General features: G+C 36.7%; 17 protein-coding genes. 7 read left to right on the top strand and 10 right to left on the bottom strand.

Features of this window, described 5'->3' with window-relative positions; translation table 11 throughout:
• Positions 1-57: 57 nt before the first annotated feature.
• A complete protein-coding gene (locus H4J57_RS11450) occupies positions 58-2,508 on the top strand; it encodes a DUF748 domain-containing protein (protein WP_182242975.1) in 2,451 nt (816 codons plus the stop codon).
• A gap of 170 nt (positions 2,509-2,678) precedes the next feature.
• Here the strand turns inward: H4J57_RS11450 and H4J57_RS11445 are convergent, their stop codons facing one another.
• A complete protein-coding gene (locus tag H4J57_RS11445; protein ID WP_070376125.1) occupies positions 2,679-3,320 on the bottom strand; it encodes a LiaF domain-containing protein in 642 nt (213 codons plus the stop codon).
• A gap of 184 nt (positions 3,321-3,504) precedes the next feature.
• Positions 3,505-4,278, bottom strand: a complete 774-nt coding sequence (locus H4J57_RS11440) for an ABC transporter substrate-binding protein (protein ID WP_182242973.1) — start codon at positions 4,276-4,278, stop codon at positions 3,505-3,507.
• Positions 4,279-4,432: 154 nt separating this feature from the next.
• Here H4J57_RS11440 and H4J57_RS11435 point away from each other — a divergent pair, with 154 nt between their 5' ends.
• The 3 genes from H4J57_RS11435 (at position 4,433) to H4J57_RS11425 (ending at position 7,801) form a co-directional block, all read left to right on the top strand.
• Positions 4,433-4,750, top strand: coding sequence for a DUF2956 domain-containing protein (locus H4J57_RS11435; protein WP_070376123.1), 318 nt, complete (start codon positions 4,433-4,435; stop codon positions 4,748-4,750).
• Positions 4,751-4,976: 226 nt separating this feature from the next.
• Entirely contained in the window at positions 4,977-6,848 is a 1,872-nt protein-coding gene (locus H4J57_RS11430; RefSeq protein ID WP_070376122.1) for a GNAT family N-acetyltransferase, read from the top strand.
• On the top strand, positions 6,845-7,801 hold the full coding sequence (locus tag H4J57_RS11425; protein ID WP_070376121.1) for a histone deacetylase family protein: 957 nt from the start codon (positions 6,845-6,847) through the stop codon (positions 7,799-7,801). The genes H4J57_RS11430 and H4J57_RS11425 overlap by 4 nt, the downstream gene beginning before the upstream one ends.
• 68 nt (positions 7,802-7,869) lie before the next feature.
• Here H4J57_RS11425 and H4J57_RS11420 read toward each other — a convergent pair whose 3' ends face one another.
• The 5 genes from H4J57_RS11420 to yegD form a co-directional block, all read right to left on the bottom strand.
• A complete protein-coding gene (locus H4J57_RS11420) occupies positions 7,870-8,820 on the bottom strand; it encodes a DUF808 domain-containing protein (RefSeq protein WP_070377206.1) in 951 nt (316 codons plus the stop codon).
• A gap of 214 nt (positions 8,821-9,034) precedes the next feature.
• Positions 9,035-9,373: a ribosome hibernation-promoting factor, HPF/YfiA family gene (hpf, locus tag H4J57_RS11415; RefSeq protein ID WP_070377205.1), complete on the bottom strand. Its 339-nt coding sequence runs from the start codon at positions 9,371-9,373 to the stop codon at positions 9,035-9,037.
• A gap of 125 nt (positions 9,374-9,498) precedes the next feature.
• Positions 9,499-9,843: a YajD family HNH nuclease gene (locus tag H4J57_RS11410; RefSeq protein WP_070376120.1), complete on the bottom strand. Its 345-nt coding sequence runs from the start codon at positions 9,841-9,843 to the stop codon at positions 9,499-9,501.
• Positions 9,844-9,964: 121 nt separating this feature from the next.
• Positions 9,965-10,642 (bottom strand): hypothetical protein, encoded by a 678-nt coding sequence (locus H4J57_RS11405; RefSeq protein WP_182171239.1) that lies wholly within the window; start codon positions 10,640-10,642, stop codon positions 9,965-9,967.
• A gap of 101 nt (positions 10,643-10,743) precedes the next feature.
• Positions 10,744-12,102, bottom strand: coding sequence for a molecular chaperone (yegD, locus tag H4J57_RS11400; protein ID WP_182214996.1), 1,359 nt, complete (start codon positions 12,100-12,102; stop codon positions 10,744-10,746).
• 588 nt (positions 12,103-12,690) lie between these two features.
• On the opposite strand from yegD, the gene H4J57_RS11395 reads away from it, so the two are divergent.
• From H4J57_RS11395 to H4J57_RS11385, 3 genes are all read left to right on the top strand, one after another.
• Complete coding sequence (locus H4J57_RS11395; protein WP_182242971.1) at positions 12,691-13,803, top strand: DUF3083 family protein; 1,113 nt, start codon at positions 12,691-12,693, stop codon at positions 13,801-13,803.
• Between the two features lie 137 nt (positions 13,804-13,940).
• Complete coding sequence (gene rlmF, locus H4J57_RS11390) at positions 13,941-14,906, top strand: 23S rRNA (adenine(1618)-N(6))-methyltransferase RlmF (RefSeq protein ID WP_182222097.1); 966 nt, start codon at positions 13,941-13,943, stop codon at positions 14,904-14,906.
• 18 nt (positions 14,907-14,924) lie between these two features.
• Positions 14,925-15,647 carry a tRNA (adenine(22)-N(1))-methyltransferase TrmK gene (locus tag H4J57_RS11385; RefSeq protein ID WP_182222096.1) on the top strand — a complete coding sequence of 241 codons (723 nt, stop codon included), beginning with the start codon at positions 14,925-14,927 and terminating at the stop codon, positions 15,645-15,647.
• 157 nt (positions 15,648-15,804) lie between these two features.
• On the opposite strand, the gene hppD is transcribed toward H4J57_RS11385, so the two are convergent.
• The 3 genes from hppD to H4J57_RS11370 form a co-directional block, all read right to left on the bottom strand.
• On the bottom strand, positions 15,805-16,860 hold the full coding sequence (gene hppD, locus H4J57_RS11380; protein WP_070376113.1) for a 4-hydroxyphenylpyruvate dioxygenase: 1,056 nt from the start codon (positions 16,858-16,860) through the stop codon (positions 15,805-15,807).
• 279 nt (positions 16,861-17,139) lie between these two features.
• The gene (locus H4J57_RS11375; protein WP_070376112.1) at positions 17,140-18,942 is read right to left on the bottom strand and encodes a DEAD/DEAH box helicase; all 1,803 of its coding nucleotides are present in this window, start codon (positions 18,940-18,942) and stop codon (positions 17,140-17,142) included.
• A 499-nt stretch (positions 18,943-19,441) separates the two neighbouring features.
• Entirely contained in the window at positions 19,442-21,844 is a 2,403-nt protein-coding gene (locus H4J57_RS11370; protein WP_182215003.1) for an ATP-binding protein, read from the bottom strand.
• Positions 21,845-21,884: the final 40 nt, after the last annotated feature.

Below are 21,884 nucleotides of genomic sequence, written 5' to 3'. Positions count from 1 at the left end.
CGCTTCATTTAATGAATAATAATTTTAATAACAACAGCTCCCTAAATTAGGAAAACTATGTCTTCTTCGATAAAAACCTTAGCTAAAGTAATTAAGTTTATTGGCTTATTTATTATTGCTCTTTTGCTAATTATCTGGCTCTCTTCACCATTTGTTAGTCGACATTACCTAACTAAATACCTTAATGAGCAGCAGCTCACCCTAGCTGATAAAACAACCATACGTTATAACCCTTTTTGGTCGAATTTAAATATACGAGAACTAGAGATAGTCAGCGTAGAAAATAGCGATAAGCCCCTTATATCGTTAAAGTCTTTAAACGTTACGGTGAGTTTATTTAAACTATTAACTGATACTTTGTATGTTTCAGAGTTTGCTATTGATGGCTTATATCTAGATGTTAATTTAAATGGTGAGGCACCGGTTATTGGTGGCTTTGTTATTGCCAATAATTCAAACGATACTAAAACATCCGTCGAAACACCTACAGCACAAACAACAGATTTAGCAAAAAATCCAAATAATGAGGTCGCCAATAATTATCAAGTTTCATTACCCTATTTTAGCCTTTCCAATGCTATTTTTAATCTAGGTATTGAACAAAGCCAACAAGAATTTATCATTAATTCACTTGTTATAAAAAATGCACTTGCCTCGACAAAAACACAACAAGCAGAGCTTGTACTTAATGCTTTAATTAATAAGGCCCCTTTGTTTTTAAAATTAAATGCCGATTTGACTTCAGAGCAGCGTAAAATAAGCTCTGAAATAACCTTGTCTGAATTAGCACTCACCCCATTACAGCCGCTGTTAACCGCTAATAGCCCCGAGCAAGAACCACTAACAATACAGGGTTCTATCAGTCTTAATAGCAAGCAGTCAATTTCTCTGTCGACTGATGTCACCGACATTAACGTTGAAACCTTTGAGTTAAAAACAACTGACTTTAAAGCGACACAAAAAAACAAAACGCTTGCACTTAATATTTTTCCGCTAACTTTAGAAAACTTTTCTATTGCGCTTGTTAATGAACAAGCGCCTAAAATAACCGGCACCGCTTCATTAAACATTAAAGATTTAAAGGCCTATGAAGGTGAAGGCGCGCAACTATTAGCTAAAGTATCAGCAATAAAACTTGATGATATTGCGGTGACTACAACAGAGTCATTAATAACTGCCAATATCAAAAATCTGATTATTGAGCAAAGTCTATTTGCTGAAAATACCACAGATGATTTTCCCCCTTTAGCCCAATTCAAAAACCTAAGTATTAATGATGTAACTGTCTCTCAGCAAGGTCTATTCATCGATACGATTAACCTATTAGGTTTAACTATTGATACCAACTTAGACGAAGAAAAAAATATTACTGGCTTACCCACTTCACCAAAAGATCAACCGCCCGTTGCCGAGCCGCTAGCCAAAACAATTAATTCACCAAAAACCATTGAGGGTGAAGTAGAAAGCGAAGAAAGCTTATTTTTATTGTCACTTAATTCTTTTTCATTTGGTGATAGCGCCGGTATTACTTTTATTGATCGCAGCACAAGTAATTATTACAAAAGAGCATTTAACATCACAACGTTTAACGCTGGCCCTTTTGATAACCAAAAGCCACAGCAAGAAAGTAATTTTATCTTAACCGGTAACAGTGATAAATACGCCAATTTCAACTTATCTGCCGTTGCTAAACCTTTTAGTAAAAAAGATTATTATAAATTGAATGGTTTCTTCAAAGAGGTCAGCTTGCCTTCATTATCGACTTATATTGCGCAAGCACTTAACTACGAACTTAAAAGCGGTCAGCTTGATGTCGATCTAGATGTAACCGTTGATGATAAAAAAATTGCTGGCAAGACCAAGTTATTTTTAAGAGGTGTGGAGCTAGGTGCAGCAAACGATCATGAAACAGGCACAGTGAAAAGCCAAACATCGATACCTTTTAACATTGCCTTAGGGATGTTAAAAGATGGTGATGGCAACGTAGAGCTAGATATTCCGTTGAAAGGTAGCACTGATGATCCTTCTTTTGGCATGAGTGGTTTTATTAATTTACTGGTAAAAAAAGCAACGATGTCTGCTGCTAAAGAATATTTGATCACTACCTTTGTGCCTTACGCCAATGTAGTTACTGTTGCTATGTCTGCGGGTGATTACTTATTAAAAGTTCGTTTTAGTGATTTAAACTTTCCAATAAAAGAAACACAATTAACGGCTCAGCAAAGCCAATTTTTGGCTCAATTTTCAGCCCTGATGACAGATAAGCTCGATACACAATTAACCTTGTGTGCTATTGCAACACCAGAAGACATTGATAAACCGTTAGGGACTAAGATTACCGACATAGATGATATAAAACAATTGGCTGAAATTTCTGGGCAGCGCCTTGAGGCTTTTAAAGATTATATGGTAAAAGAGCACGGCATCGCCTCTTCTAGGCTGTTACTTTGCTCACCAAAAATAGACTCTACTAAGGGTGCTAAACCAAGAATTACCTTTACAGACTAACTATTTTATTAGCGAATAAAAAAACGCTGACACGTAATGTGTCAGCGTTTTTATTTATCTATTAGGAGATTATCGCAAGTGCCTTTATTAAACGTTTCTCTACCAAAATTAAATTTACTTTCCTTGAAGAATAAAGCCGTTAATTTAACGTTGAAATAACATCATCTAGGCTAATAAAATATATCTTTTAACCCATTAGCAAAAGCGGTGAAACGTTCTTTTAAGGTACGTTTCAGCTTGATATCTAGTGCACCAAATAAAACTAAACCTTCAACATATATTGTTGGTGCATCAATATAATCAGTTGATGGCGCTTTATTGTCAATGCCACCAAAAATACAAAAAGCTTTCGAAACAACTTTAACATTTTCAGGTACGAATATATCAATTCCGCCAAACAAACAAAAAACTTTCACCGTAACTTCACGCTGAGTAAAAATAGCCTCACTAAAGTCAATATCACAACCACCAAAGACACTTATTGATTTAATTTCTTTAGCGACTCGCCATTCACCACTGCGGCCACTTCCACTAAAGATATTAATAAGTAAATCACTGTCATCTGTTGGCGTTGAAGAATAATTAAAGCGAAAGTCTTCTTTTTTCTTCTCGATATATTCTTCGTCAACTTTTAAGTCTAAATCAGCAACAAGTGAAACAAGGTCTTCATTAGATTCAAAAGCCATTGCTTGATCTAATCGCCTTTCAAAAGCTTCATGTGAAAGTTCACCGTGACTATAGTTCATCACTAATTGGTCAACCACCTCTTCTCTTACTTTGTCGGTAGGTCTATCTGCAATGTTAACGGCCATATTATTATTCCTTTAAACAGTTAAAATATTATTAAAATAAAGCAATAAACAGACCATTAATAATAATGTTAAATTACAACACCCTACATATCCACGGTAATAAATAGATAGATAAAACATGATGATTTAGTATTTTTAACCAATATCCATGTAATTCAACCAACCCATCAAGCAATAACAAGGTTTATTCTTTACAGTCATGGTCAAAATTTGGTGCTAACTCATCATAGGATATATTAAGTCTATTTATCAAATCGGAGGAGGTATTAAGGCTACTCGCTAAATATAAATTACGCGTTAAGTAATCAATAGGAAAAATAGGTTCTATCTTGTCCGCATAGGGTGAATTGCTTTCAATGAGCGATGCAAAGTATGTTGATGAGAGAACGACCAACTCTACACGGTCGAAGGCTAACATTTGAATAAAATTATCGTTATTATATGAAATGGATAGATTTTTTTCAGGTTCAAAACCTAGTCTTAATAAATACTCGGCTGAAGCTTGCCCTTTTTGTGCAGCAATAAGATAATTTTTTGCTTCTGCTAATGAATTAACTTGAATATCAGGCCTAGTTTTTAAGCGATAAAATGAAAATTCTATCGAACATAATGGTGCTACCCACCGAAATAAAGACTCCCTCTCTTGTGTCCTTAACAGCGAAAATATAAAAATATTGGGTTGCGTTAACGCTAGTTGATAAGCCCGTGCCCACGGATATATCTTTATCTGATAATCAATAGAGGAATGATGAAAGAGCAATTTTACTTTATCAGCAGACAGCCCACTAAGCTCACCATTTTCATTGATAACTTGGTAAGGTGGATAAATTTCAGATACAACCTGAATGCCAGGTGACTCCTGTTTGAAGGTTTTTACTTGATTTTCATTAGATGCGTAACTATCGACATTAATAAAGATAAGTAAGACAAGTAATTCTCTTTTAAATAATAAGGTCATACAATTAAAAAATCTTCATTCAAAGTTCAACAAATACCTTCGCTGGCATACGCATGGTTTATCACTTTTTAAAAGTTAAGATAAGCCTTGCTCAACAGGTGAGGTTCTTATAGATTCATCCTTATGATATTAATATTAGACGATAATAAATAAAATGTTAGATAAACACTCTCCTGAAGTACAAGAACAAGCAATAAAAATAGCTAAAAGCATACAAAAGCCTAAACAAACGAAGGAGCAGACTAAACTTATTGCCCAAGGTATTGAGAAAGGTATTGCTGAATATAAGAAGCAGCAGAGTAAAAAATCTCGCATACGTGATAAGGCCAAAAAATCATTACTGAGAGAAAAGAACAATCAAGAAAAAAGCACTGAAGCTTGCCCTCAAGAGATACCACCTAAAAGGGCACTTTACTTACCTTGGTTGCTTTTAGTCATCAGCTGGATTGGTTTTATTCTTTTCAGTCAATGATGATAAATAAATTGATTACTTTTATAACCAAAAAGTATCTATCTCAATGTTAAAACCCTTTAATTTTTATTTAAGTATAAACAACAAAATATTCACACGTTAAGACTAAGGTATAAGACCATAGACAATAACGTTACGTTATACTCAATTGCCTTGATTTTAATCAATAAAGCCTTTAGCTGTTGCGGCATACTTTATTTATCATCATTAATGAGAGTCACTTACTATGTCATTATTCGACCAAGATAAGAAAACAGTAAAATGGGAACAATTCTTAAAATCAGGTAATCGCATTTTCATTGGCTCTAATGCCGCTGTACCAAACGCCTTAATCGACGATTTAATTGCCAACAGTGCAAAATTGCATGACATTGAAACGGTTCATATATTAACGCTTTCAGATAATAAGTGGGCAACACCTGAGCACAAAGATTTATTCAAAGTAAATGCGCTATTTATTGGTGGTAAAAATATTCGCGAAGCCATCGCAGAAGGCAGAGCTGACTATACACCGAGCTTTATTTCTGATATTCCCCGTTTATTTCGTGAAAATGTTTTACCACTTGATGCGGCATTAATTATGGTTAGTCCGCCAGATGAATATGGTTATTGTTCACTTGGCGTGAGCGTAGACATAGTGTCGTCGGCAGTAAAATCAGCAAAATATGTTATTGCACAAATCAATTCAAAAATGCCACGAACGAATGGACATAGTTTTGTTCATGTTAATCAAATTCATGCTTGGTTAGAGGCAGATCAAACTCTTCCTGTTTTAGCACAACCGAGTATTGACCGAGTGGCAGAGCAAGTAGGTCAATATGTTTCTATGCTCATTGAAGATGGCTCAACCCTGCAAATAGGTATAGGAAAAATTCCTGAAGCGGTCTTACGCTATTTAGCGAACCATAAAGATTTAGGCATTCATAGTGAGATGATCTCTGATGGCGTAATCGACTTAATACGTTCGGGTGTTATTAACAACCGTAAAAAGACCTTCCACAAAGGAAAAGCCGTGTTAACTTTTTGTATGGGAACGCAGCGACTCTACGATTTTGTTGATGGTAACCCCCATGTTGAATTCTATCCTTCAGAGCATGTTAACTCTCCGGTAAATATTGCTAAAAATGATAATATGGTTTCTATTAATAGCGCTATAGAAGTAGATTTGACTGGTCAGGTCGTTTCAGATTCTATTGGTTATCAATTTTATAGTGGTATTGGTGGTCAAGTCGATTTTGTACGTGGCGCGTCATTGAGTAAAGGTGGTAAACCCATTATTGCGCTGCCCTCGACAACAAAAGATGGAAAAACCTCTCGTATTGTTGCCCATATTACCGAAGGTGGTGGTGTGGTCACTTCTCGCGGTCATGTCTCTTATGTTGTTACTGAATATGGTATTGCTTCATTATTAGGGAAAAGTATCCGTGAACGGGCATTAGAACTTATTCGTATTGCTCATCCAAAATTTCGCGAGCAACTTTTAAAAGATGTCAGGAAAAACTATTGGGTGCCAGAATATCAAGAGAGCTCGCCAACCTCAGTACCTGAATTAGGCGAAATAGAACTCAAAAAATTTACCTTTGAAGACATTAATTATTATTTACGCCCCTTAGCTCCCGCTGACGAACGTCGTTTACAGGAGTTTTTCTATTCGCATACCAAAGAAACCTTGATCATGCGTTATAACCATCATGCCACACAAATGACCCGTGAAAACGCTTGTAAGTTAGTCAGTGTCGACCAACATAAAGATTTAGCCTTGTGCTTTACTCAGCGCACTAATTTAGCTGATGTTATCCATGCCGTTGGTCGCTACTACTTCATCGAAAGTCATAATTGTGGTGAAGTAGCTTTCGTTATCAGCGAGCATAAACGTGGTAAAGGAATGGCAAAAACCTTATTAGATGAAATAATAAAAATTGCTACCCTACGTAAGCTAGACAAGCTCATTGCCTGTGTAAGACGAGATAATGCGCCAATGTTAAAGGTCTTTGAAAAAGCAGGATTTCTTCGGAAATATTCTGAAGAGATGGACGAACTCAATTTAGAATTACAATTAACAGCATCAACAATAGCAGAAATAGAGGAACAATCATGACAGTAGGTGTAATTGGTCATCATAAATGTAATGGGCACAGTATGGGGGATTATCATCCAGAAAGCCCAAAAAGACTGGGGGCGATTCAAGATCAGTTGATCCGCAGTGGTCTTGAATATGTTATCCGCCAATATGATGCTACACCTATCGACCGAGATCTCATTTCACTTGCTCACGATGACAAGTATATCCAATATATTTTTGATAATGCTCCAAAAACAAGCGATCAAGATGCCATTTTTCGCCTTGATGATGATACCAGCATGAATGCTGATACCTTACCAGCTGCCTTATTATCGGCTGGTGCAGCGATTAATGCCGTTGATTTAGTGATGGATAAAACCTTAACGGCCGCTTTTTGTGCTACGCGCCCTCCTGGGCATCATGCTGAATATGATAAAGGTATGGGGTTTTGTTTTTTTAATAATATTGCTATCGCAGCCGCTTACGCAAAGAAAAAATATAAACTAGAACGTGTCGCGATCGTAGATTTTGACGTACATCATGGTAATGGCACCGAAGATATTATTAAAAGAGCCACCGCTAATGGCAAAGAACAAGGTTACTTATTTTGTTCAAGCTACCAGTACCCTTTTTATCCTTTTGAAATGCAAGAAAGTGATACGCCACCTATTATCAACACCCCCTTACCTGCCACTTGCAAAGGCCCTGAGTTTAGAGCGGCGATAAGTAAGCATTGGTTGCCGGCTTTAGAGAAATTTAAACCGCAAATTATTTTCATTTCTGCTGGTTTTGACGCTCATATCGAAGATGAAATGTCGCAAATTAGCCTGACTGAGTGTGATTACCGTTGGGTAACGGATGAACTTAAGACCATTGCTGATAAGTACAGCGAAGGTCGAATAATATCAATGCTTGAAGGGGGCTATGCTTTAAGTGCTTTAGGACGAAGTGTCGTTGAACATATGAAAGGTTTAATCAGTAATCAGTAATCAGTAATCAAGCATGTAGCTGAATATTTTTAAACATCAGCTACATTAAACTAACCACAGAAAACATATTAATGGGCTTTTTTAAGTGACTTTACTAATGTTACGACTAATAACACTAAGCCTCCGGCAATAATACCTATGATACCTTCGGTTAATATCGGTACTATAATTTCAGCGATCGCCCCAAAAGTGTTCGCCAGAAATTCAACCAGATGATGTACCTGCTTATGCAACCATGAAAAACTATGGACCAAAATACCACCGCCTACCAAGAACATTGCAATAGTACCAACCACTGTCAGCGTTTTCATTAATGCCGGGGCAAAAATAAGTAAACCGCGCCCTAAAGCTCGTTGAATGGCATTAAAGCGCCCCGAAACAGACTTTCTTAATAAGTATAAGCCTAAGTCGTCAAGTTTAACGATAGCGGCAACAAGCCCATAAACACCAAAGGTTATTGCTAGGGCAAGTCCAGAAACGACCGCAACTTGAACTTCAAAGGCAGCCTCTTGAACTGTGCCTAAAGCAATAACAACAATTTCTGCTGATAATATAAAATCAGTACGGATGGCACCTTTAATTTTTTTCTCTTCAAAGGCGACTAAATCTACGTTTTCATCGGCTAAAGCTAACAACTTTTTTTGATGTGCCTCTTTTTGATCTTGAGATGAATTATCATTATGTTGGAAGAATTTATGGAAGACCTTTTCAAAACCTTCAAAGCATAAAAACAGCCCGCCAATAACAAGCAAGAGAGTAATTAAGGGCGGCGCAAAAGCACTAATAACTAAAGCGGTAGGCACAATGATAAGTTTGTTTAACAGCGACCCTTTAGCAACAGCCCAAACTACCGGTAATTCACGTTCAGCTTTAACTCCTGAGACCTGCTCAGCATTCAGTGCTAAATCATCCCCTAATACGCCAGCTGTTTTCTTTGCTGCGACTTTTGATAAGATAGCGACATCATCAAGTACTGTTGCAATATCATCGAGTAAGGTTAATAAACTTGATCCGGCCAATGGTTTCTCCCTGTTTACGCTGCCAGTTATAGACATCATCGTTATTTACCATCCACAATGGAAGGTCTAAATTTGTCGGCAGCTAAAATAACGTGCAACAAGCACTATTGCAGCAAAGACTAGGATGCCTAAAGCTGTTATCAACATTTTCCTGAACATAAAAAAGGCTGCTCATAGCAACCTTTGTTAAGATAATAAACTAATTCGATTACATTTATTCCACAGGTAAAAATGCATCTGATTGTTCAACTTCATATTTTTTATGTAATTTTGCAGCTAAGACACCTTTGCGGTGAGCGAGGGCTGCTTCCATCTTTTTAGCGGCACTTGCAATAGCAGCGTACAACTCTTTTCCTGATGCCGTTACGGAGATCTCATTACCTTCATAGTGAGTAGAAACTTCTAATTTTTGTTGATGAGGCTCGACGGTAATAATTGCGCTAATAGAAGTGAGACTTGGGTAATGCTTAGCAACTTTTTTAAACTTGTCCTCAATTGACTGCTGGATACCTTCAGTAATTTCAACATGGTGACCGGAAATATTTATTTTCATAATGTTACCTTTTACTAAGAGAAAATTGTCTTCACTTAATATACTCGGGGTTATCTCGGTAAAACACAATGGTAATTTTGTAAAAAAATGAAAAAAAATTGTAACCATATTGAAATATAAATAAATTATTTCTTAAGCATTGATTTCAAGTCAGCAAATGGATTATAGGTTGCCGTATCTTGATTAGTATCACCGGCAATAACTTCTGTTTTATATTTAGCGTGATCTGTATATTTAGCGTGTTCGTTATCGTGACAGTAAATACATAACAGTTCCCAATTACTTCCATCATTTGGATTATTAGTATGGTCGTGATCAACATGATGCACAGTTAACTCCATAAGGTTTGAATAAACAAACTCACGAGCACAGCGGCCACAGACCCAAGGAAATAATTTGAGGGCACGGTCACGATAACCCTTTTCTTTGGCTTTGTAATTGAGGCTTGCGCCTAAGGTATCAGAGGACATAATTAAGCAATATGAAAGTAAACATAAACCATTGTAAAATGCTGCTTAAATATGTTCAATGTCTATTTCAATTCAATTCAATTCAATTCAATCAACATAACGCTTCAAAGGCTTAACGCATTTAAATGACTTCAATCTTATATTCAATATCCTGCATCATATGTCCATGTACCGAATTATCATGATGGTACTGGGCATTAAACTTTAACGTATGAACACCTTTAGCTAAGGGGCGCAACATTAACCAATAGCCATCAGTAGCAGAAGGATAAACTTTTTCTGTTGCTTGTGTTTTCGCAAGTAATGCGTGTAAATCAAAACACTCTTTTGATTTTATTCGATTATTACGGATATTGGGAATAGATTGGCCATCGAGTTCAGCATAAACAAAATACAACTCTCCATTGTTTAATGCCGCTTCTTGTTTTACTTCATCACAGGTTTTACTGACATTTTGTTCTGGCCAATACGCCATATTAATAATAGGAAAGAAGATATGTTTACCATAAGGAATAATGCAATGCCGCTTTATTTTCGAGGTGCCATAACCACCGGCTAAAAACCAAACATTCCCTTTTTGATTAACACCGCAAAACTCTCCCGTACTATCACGCACCGGAGAGCTTCTATCACTCATTGTTTGGGTCCATTGCCACCAAGTATTCGCATATTGATCAAGTGATTTACCGGCAATGCTCTCATTAACGCCAACAACTATCGGTTGATAATTATTAGCTAAGCCACTGAAGGTGAAAAAACTATAAATAAAACAAATAAAACTTAATGTTTTAATACACATATCAATTCCTTTTTAAATGTAAAACCAGTCACAACTCCACAGTATTGTTTTTAACATTGTTGACACTACTATTACAAGATAATTGCAGTGAAATAGTCATGCTATTGAAATACTTTTTCAGCCCAGCGCGCTAAGCCAACGGTTACACTGCCAAAGTGATCGCCAGCAATCACCGGCGTATTTGGCATTTGCTCACGTAAAAATTGGTTTAACACCGGTGACTTTGCTGAGCCTCCAGTAACAAAAATCACATCAGGTTGGCAATTAGCTTGCACCACACATTCATTCATCAATTGAGCAATTTGCTTCAATTGTGAAGAGCTTGCTTTCAACATCAAGGCACGATTAACTTCTACTTTTAAATTATCAGCTAATTCATCTAGGTATATTGGCTGAGAGTCTTGTTCGGTTAAGCCTATTTTTGCTTGCTCTGCACCATTAACAATAAGGTGACTTAATTTTTGCTGGTGAACCTTTAACAAACGGGAGAATACCTCAGGCTGTTTAGCATCGCGTTGCAGCGTTTGCAAATAACGATAATTGGCTTGACTGTAAAAATTAGTTTGCTCGTTAATATTATTAATGGCCACAGCTTGATTAAAACTATTAACAGGCATAGGTTTACCCGTTTTTAACGTATCATTCATCCCTAGGCTTGGCATTATTCCCTTGAGCGCTAATTGAATATCGAAATCATTACCACCAATACGCACACCGGTGTGCGCAAGCAAGTGTTGCTCTCTTGAAGTACTGCTTTTAAATTGTGGTCCCATCAATAACATTGAGCAATCAGTAGTACCACCACCTATATCAACAACCAAAACTTTCGTTTCTTCTTGCAAACTTGCTTCATATTCAAAACCAGCGGCAACTGGCTCATATTGAAATTCTACACTCTTATAACCGACTCGTTTAGCTGCATTAGTTAATATCGTTAACGCTTGACGATTACTTTCTTCACCTTTTAAGCCTTGAAAATTAATCGGTCTGCCAATAACAGTCTGCGTTATTTCTTTTTGCTGGTTTTCTTCAGCCAATGTTTTTATGTTGCTCATCATTGCAGCAACAATATCTTCAAACAAGTTAATTTGGCTATCAACCAAACCACTCGCCCCTAAAAAGGATTTTGGTGACTTAATATAATAACCTTCTTCAGGATCTTCTAAGTATAGATTCAGCGCCGCTTGGCCAAACGATAATTCACTAGGGATGCCATCGAGCTTTAGCTCTCGTAATACATTCTGACCCCTTTGTAACGGACCAACCCGTTGTTGTTTGAACAGGAGCTGTTGCTCTTCACTTAATTGTTGACATAACCAATGAGAAATAATGTCTCGACTTGGTGCGTATAGTGTTGAAGGAATATACTTACCATGTTCGCCTAAAGATAATATCTTCGGCTGGCCACTTTCCATTACTGCGACAGCACAATTTGAAGTACCGTAATCAAAACCTATCATTGTTTATTTATACCACTGAGTCTAAAAGGGGTCGCGTAGCATACTGGGCAAGTGAGTAATTTTCAACTCATTAATAAATTTCAGTGATGTAATCGGTTTAATAACGCGGGTATTTACATTTTATTCAGTTGGTACCAATGACATTAAATAATAATCTTCAGTACAATTAAAAATAACTTTATTTATCTAATACTTTTGTTTAAAAACGCCTTAGTTAATTAACTGTCTCTTTTGAACATGATTATTACGACTATCAAAATATATTTTTCTCAGTGGATATAAATGTGCCACACCGTATGTTTTACCCACTAAGTCCTGCGCATTAGGTGCTCATTTGCAAAATGCGCTACTTAATAAAAAAAATGAGCTTAATAGTACATTTACTTTTTAGTATTTTCATCGGGGTATGCTCTAATAATAAAATGGCTATTAGTTCACTAACTTGCTGATATTTATTTACCCTCGAAAATTTTTAAACGTGAGGATAAAGTGATCATACTCCAAATTTTTGTTTTAGATCATGTGAATACAGACGCTTCTTGTTATAATGCCTTTAAGATTTATGACTCTATTTAATAAGGAAATAAAATGCCTATCTCACGTTCTCGTAATAATCAGCATAAAGTATACATTCCGTCATCTGCGCGTACTAATCACTACTTGTTAGTTAAATTCCCACTGACTGACGAGTTAATCAGCCTAAAAAATCAATTAATTGATCGAACTAGTGAGCAGCCCTACCAGCGTCTATATCAACATTTAGCTGACAGTTTCTTTGACGTGAATAATAAATTAGACATAGAAAGTGGACAATTTATTGCTAACGGAAAATTTGCTCGTATCCGTTATAGCCCAGAAAAATTAACCGTACAAACTGATGAAGAAATTCTTTTTTTGTACAGTCCACGCAACCATTACAGCCAAAACACTTACATTAATGGCAAAAAGCGTGTGCGAGTTATTACACTGGTATTTTTAGCTAATGGTGACGATGTTCGCCAAACCTCAGCAGAGTTTCATAAGAATGTTCTGCTCGCTTTAAATGAGTTTATTGACGTTAACCACATTAATAAATCAACAGTAAGAGTCTGTGATCACCAACATTTTACTTATGATTTATTCTCTAAAGATAAAGGCGTTACGGGTACACAAACCCATAAATTACGTACTTTAAAAAATCGCTATGCCGCTGATGATATTAGCTTGCCAGACAAAAGAGATGTACTTACTTATGTAGTGGCTGATTTACCTATTAACCGCCGCATCAAAGAACTACTTAATATTGATAAATCAAAAGAGCAACCTTATCAACCACTCTATGATTTAATCAGCCATGCTTTTATTGAGTCGGCTAATAAGCAACATTTATTCGAAGGTGCTATTTTAGCTAATGGTTTAATACCTATCGTCAGAAGTCGTTTGGAAGAAAAGCATAAAGCTGCAGGTGAGTTACAAAAATTAAGCTTCAACCCATTTGAACCTAATAATAACTTCACCTTACATTTTGCTGGCGATTGCTTAGTTGATTCCATACAATTTGTTATCATAGCAACAGAAGATCATAAAACGAGTCAAGGCTATGGTAAATTCCTTAATTTAGCTGAACAAGCACTGCGTTCAACTGCTGTAAAACTAGGCTATGTTAATTCGAAAGAAGAATTAGTCATCCGCTTACACCAGCACCTAGGTTATGACCTTTAAACCACCCAAGTAAAGATGATGCTATTGACGTTTGTCGTATAACCTTTATATACGACAAACTTATCATTTATTATCATGTGGCATGGCTATAAAGGAAATGTTAAAATGTTAGGGATATTTATTTGTAGAGAAAATTCGTGCCATTAAAACAAAACCTTCATCCAAGCAACCGCCATAACAACGGTTATGATTTTTTAGCACTGTGCCAGTCGTTACCGACATTAAAACCCTTTGTTCATACCAATAAATATCAGAACTTATCTATTGATTTTGCCAATGCAAAGGCGGTAAAAGCACTTAATCAGGCATTATTGAAATATCACTATCAAGTAAATCAATGGGATATACCTACGGGGTATTTATGTCCACCTATCCCTGGCAGAGTCGACTATATTCATTATCTTGCTGATTTATTAGCAATATCACTCCCTGCAACTTCAACCTTAAAGGAAAGCAAAGTATCAGTGCTTGATATAGGCGCTGGGGCAAGTTGCATTTATGCTATTTTAGGTCAACGTGAATATCAATGGCAGTTTACTTGCACCGATATAGATCCGACGTCCATTAAAGTTGCCAAGCAAATAATCGCTGCTGACAAGTCGTTTAAAAAATCGATTACTTGTCGCTTACAGCCGAATTCATCACAAATATTTAATGGCATCATTGAAGAAGATGATCGCTTTGAATTAACCATGTGTAACCCTCCTTTTCATCGTTCATTGGCTGAGGCAACAAAAGGGTCAGCTCGGAAAGTCAAAAATTTAGCGGCAAATAAAAAAACGTTCAACCCCTCGCTAACAACCAGTCCCAGTGTACCGTTAAATTTTGGCGGTCAAAATGCGGAATTATGGTGCGAAGGTGGCGAGCTTGCCTTTATTAATCAGATGATAAAAGAAAGTAAATCTATCCAAAAACAAGTGCTATGGTTTACCTGCTTAGTGTCAAAAAAAGACCACATTAGCCAACTAAAGCAGACGCTTAATAAGTCGAAAGCCAAACAAATAAAAGTTGTAGATATGGCGCAAGGACAAAAAATCAGTCGTTTTATTGCTTGGAGTTTTCTCGATGAAAGCCAGCAAAAAAATTGGTTTAATTTGGTTTAATTTGGTTTAAGCACGCAGATGAGAAACATTAGTCAACGATTGCAAAAAATAGATAATATGGTCAGTACTCACTATCAAAGCATTTGGGATTGTTGCTGTGATCATGGTTTACTGGGACTAACATTATTAAAGCGCCAAACAGCTGACACCGTGCATTTTGTCGATATTGTTCCCTCATTAACCACGCATCTTGAATCATTATTACAAAAGCACTTTAGTGCAGACGACTATATTCAAGCTTGGCAGGTCCATTGTATTGATGTCGCAAAGCTACCGTTGGCAATACAAGATAAACAGTTAGTTATTATTGCTGGCGTTGGTGGAGAGCTACTCATTAGTTTTATTGAAAGTATCATCACTAATTTTCAGCAAAACTCGCTCGTTCCCCCAACAAGCGAAATAGAGTTTATCGTTTGCCCCGTGCATTACAACTACCCTGTAAGACAAACCCTAATAGCTCATAATTTTATTTTACTGGATGAATGTATCGTTACTGAAAACAAACGTTGCTATGAAATTATCCATGTCAAAAAACAGTTTGGTGCATCTGCCGAAATTGATAATCCTTTAAATAAAATATCACCTACCGGTGATAAAATGTGGGATTTGTCGATTAAATCACATCAACAATATTTAGCGAAAACCATTGGCCATTATAAGCGTATGTTACTGGCCGCAAAAGATAATGAGAAACAAACGATTAACCGTATTATTGAACAATACTCTTCCCTTACAACCTAGCTAAGAAAACCTTAAAACAAATCTTGATTAATTTGTATTACATCTAAGTTTATTCGTTAAAAATCAAGTAACTAAGCCACTTAAACAAACGCAAAATAGCAACAAAAAAGGCCTGCGTAAGCAGACCTTTAATCATTATACCGCTAATTTATAAAAATTAAACGGTACCTTTTTCCATTTGGTTAAGCTCAATAGATTTAAACAAAGCGGTAAAATTGCCTTCTCCAAAACCTTGGTCGTCAACACGCTGAATCATTTCGATAAAGATTGGACCAAAAATATTTTTAGTGAAAATTTGTAATAAATACGAGTTTTCTTTTTGGCTATCGACAAGAATTTGATGATCTTGAATGCGTTTATGATCTTCTTTAACCCAAGGAATGCGTTTAAATACGTCATCATAATACTCAGGGACGATATCAAGGGTATCAATAATATTTTTATCTAACTTGTCTAAAGAACCAACTAAGTCATCACTGATAAAGGCTAAATGCTGAACACCAGGACCGTTATACTCATCTAAGTACTCATCGATTTGGTTATTCTTCTTACCCTTACCTTCATTAATTGGTAAGCAGAAAGTGCCACAAGGCGATGCTAACGCGTATGAAATTAGTGCAGTTTTCTCACCTTTAATATCAAAGTAGCGCACATCGGTAAAGCCAAAAATATCTTTATAGAAATTAGCCCAATGCTCCATCGTACCTTGATGAACATTGTTCGTTAAATGATCAACACGTAAAAAACCTTTATCTTCGTTAATAACCGGAGCGTCAATCGCTTCAAAGTCATCTTCGTAGATAGAACCCGGATTAGTCGTTGATGCTGCAAATTTCTCAATAAAATAAATTAAACTGTCACCAATACCAAAAATAGCTGGATAGGGTAATTTGTTGTCTTCGTTAGCCGCAGATTTAGCACCACGCTTAATCGCTTCTTCAAAAGCAAAATCAGCATCGTCTACACGCCAGCCCATAGAGCAAATAGCAGGACCATGGCTTTTAGCAAATTCTTTTGAAAAGCCTGCTTTTTCATTGTTTAATAAAAAATGAATATCATTTTGATTAAAGTAATCGATATCACGACCTTTAAACTTTTTCGTTTTTGAAAAACCAAAACCATAAAAAGCGTTTTCCATAAAATCTGAATCGGGTGTCGCATATTCAGTGAATTCTATACCACGAAGGTTAAGTGGATTTTTTACATCAGTCATGTTTATCTCTCTTAAAGAATCAATGGGTGCATTATTACTAGGTTTTCAATGAAGAGATAGCGCAAAGCAAATCTAATAAAACATCGCAGCGTAACAGAAAATGTACGTGCTATCTGTGCGGAATGTATTCGACGTCGAGACAAGCCATATAGTGCTTAGCCAACAGCTGTTCAGTTATGTTTACATGACTAATTAACGCTAAAGTATTCATGCTTTTTGGTAAATTACAGGCATAAAAAAAGGTACGATATACGTACCTTTTTATTATTTATTTATCGACTAGCTAGGACGATTAGAACGCTCTTGACGTTTACGAGGACGATCAGTTGTTGGTGTTGATTCAACCGTTTTAACATCTGAAACCGTAATTTCTAATGATTGACGACGAATTTTAACACGCTTTAATTGCTCAAATGATTTCTCTGGCATGCCTTTTGGTAACTGAACATAAGTATGTTTATCATGTAAGTTAATTGCACCAATGTAGCTACTATCTAACGAAATTTCGTTAGCGATTGCGCCAACGATATCACCAGGACGTGCACCATGCTCTTTACCTACTTCTAAACGGTATGTCTGCCAATCAACGTCGGTACGGTTAACTTTAACTTTACGAGGAGCACGTTCGCCACCACGCTCAGCGCCACGTTCACCACCACGTTCATTTCTGCCGCCACGACTTTCGTTACGACCACCACGCTCACTTCTAGAATCACGGTCACTACGCTCACGCGTTTCACGACGAGGCTTAGGATCTTCTTTTGGTTGTAATGGCTGGTTTAATTGTTTTTGGAACAATAAAGCTGCAGCTAAATCAGTCATAGAAAGCTCTGATTCATTGGCCATTGCTTCAACAATTTCACGCATGTTTACTAAATCTTTATCTGCAACAATTTGTGCCATTTCAACACGTGTACGTTCAATACGTTTTTTACCAATTTCTTCAATATTTGGTAATTCATAAGTGTTAATAACACCTGAAGTTAAACGTTCGTAATGACGTAGAGAGTGCATTTCGCGAGGACGAACAAATGCAATTGACATACCTTCACGACCTGCACGACCTGTACGACCGATACGGTGAACATAAGCTTCATTGTCGCCTGGTAAATCATAGTTAACCACTAATGAAATACGTGGAATATCTAAACCACGAGCAACAACATCAGTTGCCACTAATATAGATGACTTACCTGATTTCATTTGTTCGATACAACGTTCACGCTGTGCTTGGTTCATGTCGCCGTTTAAAGCTAATGCTGGGTAACCAGCTCGCTCTAATTGTTCTGCAACTTCTACCGTGTCGCTACGAGTACGTACGAAAACTATCATCGCATCGTAATCAACGATTTCAGCTATACGCTCTAAAGCGGTAATTTTACGAATGCCACTAACTTTCCAAGCAAATTGAGAAATATTTGCTTTTGACTGTTTAACAGCAGCAATTTTAATATGTTCTGGATCTTTTAAGAAACGGTTAGCAATTTTACGAATTGCTGGTGGCATAGTTGCAGAGAACAAAGCCATTTGCGTCGTTTCTGGTAAATGGTCAAGTATCCACTGAATGTCTTCAAGGAAACCCATGTTAAGCATTTCATCAGCTTCATCAAGTACACAAAAAGATAAGTTACCTAGTTTTAGACTCTTACGACGTAAGTGATCCATTAAACGACCAGGTGTGCCAACAACAACTTGAGCGCCACGCTCTAATTGTTGAAATTGTGGCTGGTATGATTGACCACCGTATAAAGTAGCAACCAATAAACCTTTCATATTTTTACCGAAGCTTTCAATTGCTTCAGCAACTTGCATCGCTAATTCACGTGTTGGTGCTAACACCATTAACTGTGGCTTTTTCAATGAAACATCAATTTTAGCCAATGCAGGTAAACCAAAGGCAGCAGTTTTACCTGTACCTGTTTGTGCTTCACCTAAAACATCTTTACCAGCTAATAATGGCGGAATAGTTTTTGCTTGAATATCAGTTGAGTTTTCGAAACCGATAGATTTTACAGCAGATAATAAAGTTTCAGGCAAGCCTAAAGAGTCAAAGCTCACAGGAGCATCGTTAGAAGTAGTCATAAATTTTGTCTTCTCTTGTGGCGGAATAGGTTAAAAGTAACCAAAACATTCCGCGTTATATACGAGGAAACCACCAGGAAGACTTAAGGCACGTTCACTAAAGAACATAGGGCTAATAAAGAATATTAGCTAAGAAGTCTATTGGGCGGAAAACCCCACTCATTTCGTATAACCAGTGTGAAAGAAAATATTCAAGTCAGAATCACTGTTATCGAGGCGCGCATTATACTGACATTTATTTATTATTCAAGGTATATAAATCATTTTGTTCAAAAAACAATCAGAAAAATGTATTTAATACCAATAAAGATAAATAACAGGGGTAATGAGATTGACCGTGAAAAAGAAACGGCTATGGTTAAATTACAAATACTGACAAGTAATCCTCTGTGGCCTGAGCTATATCGGTCATTTTATGTAGACATTGATATAAAAAAGGCCAGACGCTTATATATGCCTGACCTATATTAAAATCAGTTAAACGTAGATAATATTTTAATTATTCGTCAGCACCCGTTAACAAATCAGAAAAAAGTGAAAGTTTATTTAAAACTAAACCATGAATAGATTTTCTTGGGTAGCGCCCCGTTCGACTAATTTCTCCAGCGGGTTCATTCATCAGCAACTCTAATGCTTGATCAATGTCTTCAACAGCGTGAATGGCAAATTGGTTGTTTTTAACCGCTTCAATAACATCGTCCGCTAACATCAGATTATTAACATTGGTGCGCGGAATAATAACCCCTTGCTTTCCCGTTAAGCCTTCGTCTTTACATAAACGATAAAAACCTTCAATTTTTTCATTAACGCCACCAATTGATTGCACACCTCCGTGCTGATTAATCGAACCAGTAATGGCAAAGCCTTGTTTAATTGGCAGTAAAGAAATAGCAGAAATAAGCGCACAAAGTTCCGCCATAGACGCACTGTCACCATCAATATGTCCGTAAGACTGTTCTATTGCAAGGTTGGCAGAAATTGACACTGGAAAACCTTGCCCGTATTTATGTCCTAAATACCCGGTTAATAACAGCACACCTTTGGAGTGAATAGACTTACCTAAGTCTACTTCTCTTTCTATATCGGTGACGCCTTCACTTCCCGCATAAACGGTTGCTGTGATGCGCGCAGGCGTTCCAAAAACACTGTCCCCTATTTCTAAGACAGTTAAACCATTTACTTTACCGATATGGTGCCCTTGGGTGTCAATCAATACTTGTTTTTCTTTTATTTCACCTAACCATGCCTCACTCATTCGGCCAGTTCTTCGCTGTTTAGCTGCAAGCGCTAAAGCAACATGGCTGGCAGTTAAATGACCTTTGTTGTCTGTTTTCTTCCACAAATAAAAAGCTTCATCAAGTAAGTCGTTTACTTGAACAATATTAGCCGAAATTTTATGTTGATGCTCTGCACGTCTCAATGCATAGCGCACTAGCTCTAATACAGCTTCATTACTGACATGTGGATAGTTGTATTTATGTGCACGCTGGCGAATCAAATGAGCGTAATCATTAAGATTTTCTTCGTTACTTTCAAGATACTGATCAAAGTCTGCTAAGACCCTAAATAATTCGGTGAACTCTTGATCATAGTCTTGCAACATGTAATAAATTTCGGGGTCACCGAGCAATATAACTTTAACGTTTAATGGAATTTTTTCAGGTTGTAAGCTAAATGAGCCCGGTTGACTATATTCAGAGTAAGGATTTTCAATGGTAATTTCTTGTGATTTAAGCGCTAATTTTAAACGTGCCCAGACAAGGGGTTGATTGAGTAGCTTGTCTGCCTCTAAAATTAAATAACCGCCATTAGCCTTATGTAACGCTCCAGGTCTAATTAATCGATAACTGGTATAGGTGCTTCCTTGAAAGCTCGCGAAATCAACATGGCCAAATAAGTTTTGAAAGGTTGGGTTTTGCTCATAAATAACAGGAGCGCCAGCATCAGGTTTTTGAGAAACAAGTAAATTAGGTAAAAATTGTTCAACCATAAGTTTACGCGCATCTTTATCGTTTCTGTTCTCAACACTTTCATCAACAAGAATTTCTAAAACAGTATCAACTACATGGGTTTTTACTTTTGACAAGTATTTTAACACGCCAATATTACTGGCAAACTCATGCTCTAATTCTTCTAGAAATGGCCTAATAGCTTGTTCTGCTGTCTCATTTTTTAATTTACGTAATTTATCAGATGAGATGCGTTTCCATTGTGGTAATTCGATCAATTTTTCAGAGAGGAAATTTTCTAATTTATCTAACAACAGATAAAAGTCAGCACGTTTGCCTTCATCTAAACCGGCAAATTCTTTATCATTTAAAGGTTTTCCCTCAACCAGCGGAGAAAAACCAATCTCTCCATTTTCTTCAAACAATAAAACATTATCTTTTAAAGCACTTTCTTCGACTTCAGCGATGGCTTGATCATATTTTTTATTAAATGCGCGATCAACCGCCGACTTTTGTCGTTGATAACTTGGGTTATCAAAAATCTCAGGAAATAAGTCTAATAATTCATCAATAAAAGTATTGATACGTGCCAATAATTGTTTACCATCTCCGGGACTTAAATAGAGGTTGTGCGGTGCATGAACATCATCAAAATTATTGATATAACACCATTCATAAGGCGTTTCTTGATTGCCAGCGGTTGTCGCTAACATTTGCTTAATTAAGGTTTGTCTACCCGTACCATGCTCTCCCATAGCAAAAACATTAAAACCGGGAGCTTCCATAGACAAACCAAATTCAAGCGCCTCTTTAGCGCGAGCATGACCGATAATAATTTGCTCTACATCAGGAGTGACTTCAGCATTAGAAAACTGCTCAGCAGATAATTGAGCAGTTAATTTTTCAACAGGTAACCGAGTAATTGAAGAAGTTAACTTAACGGATGAAGGCATGCAATATCTCACTGATAACGCTTAAAAAACAAGCGTATAA

It is taken from the genome of Colwellia sp. BRX8-7 (assembly GCF_014077275.1).
Taxonomy (GTDB): Bacteria; Pseudomonadota; Gammaproteobacteria; order Enterobacterales; family Alteromonadaceae; genus Colwellia_A.
Note: the sequence above shows the minus strand (reverse complement) of the source record. Positions and strands in the feature narration are given on the sequence as shown.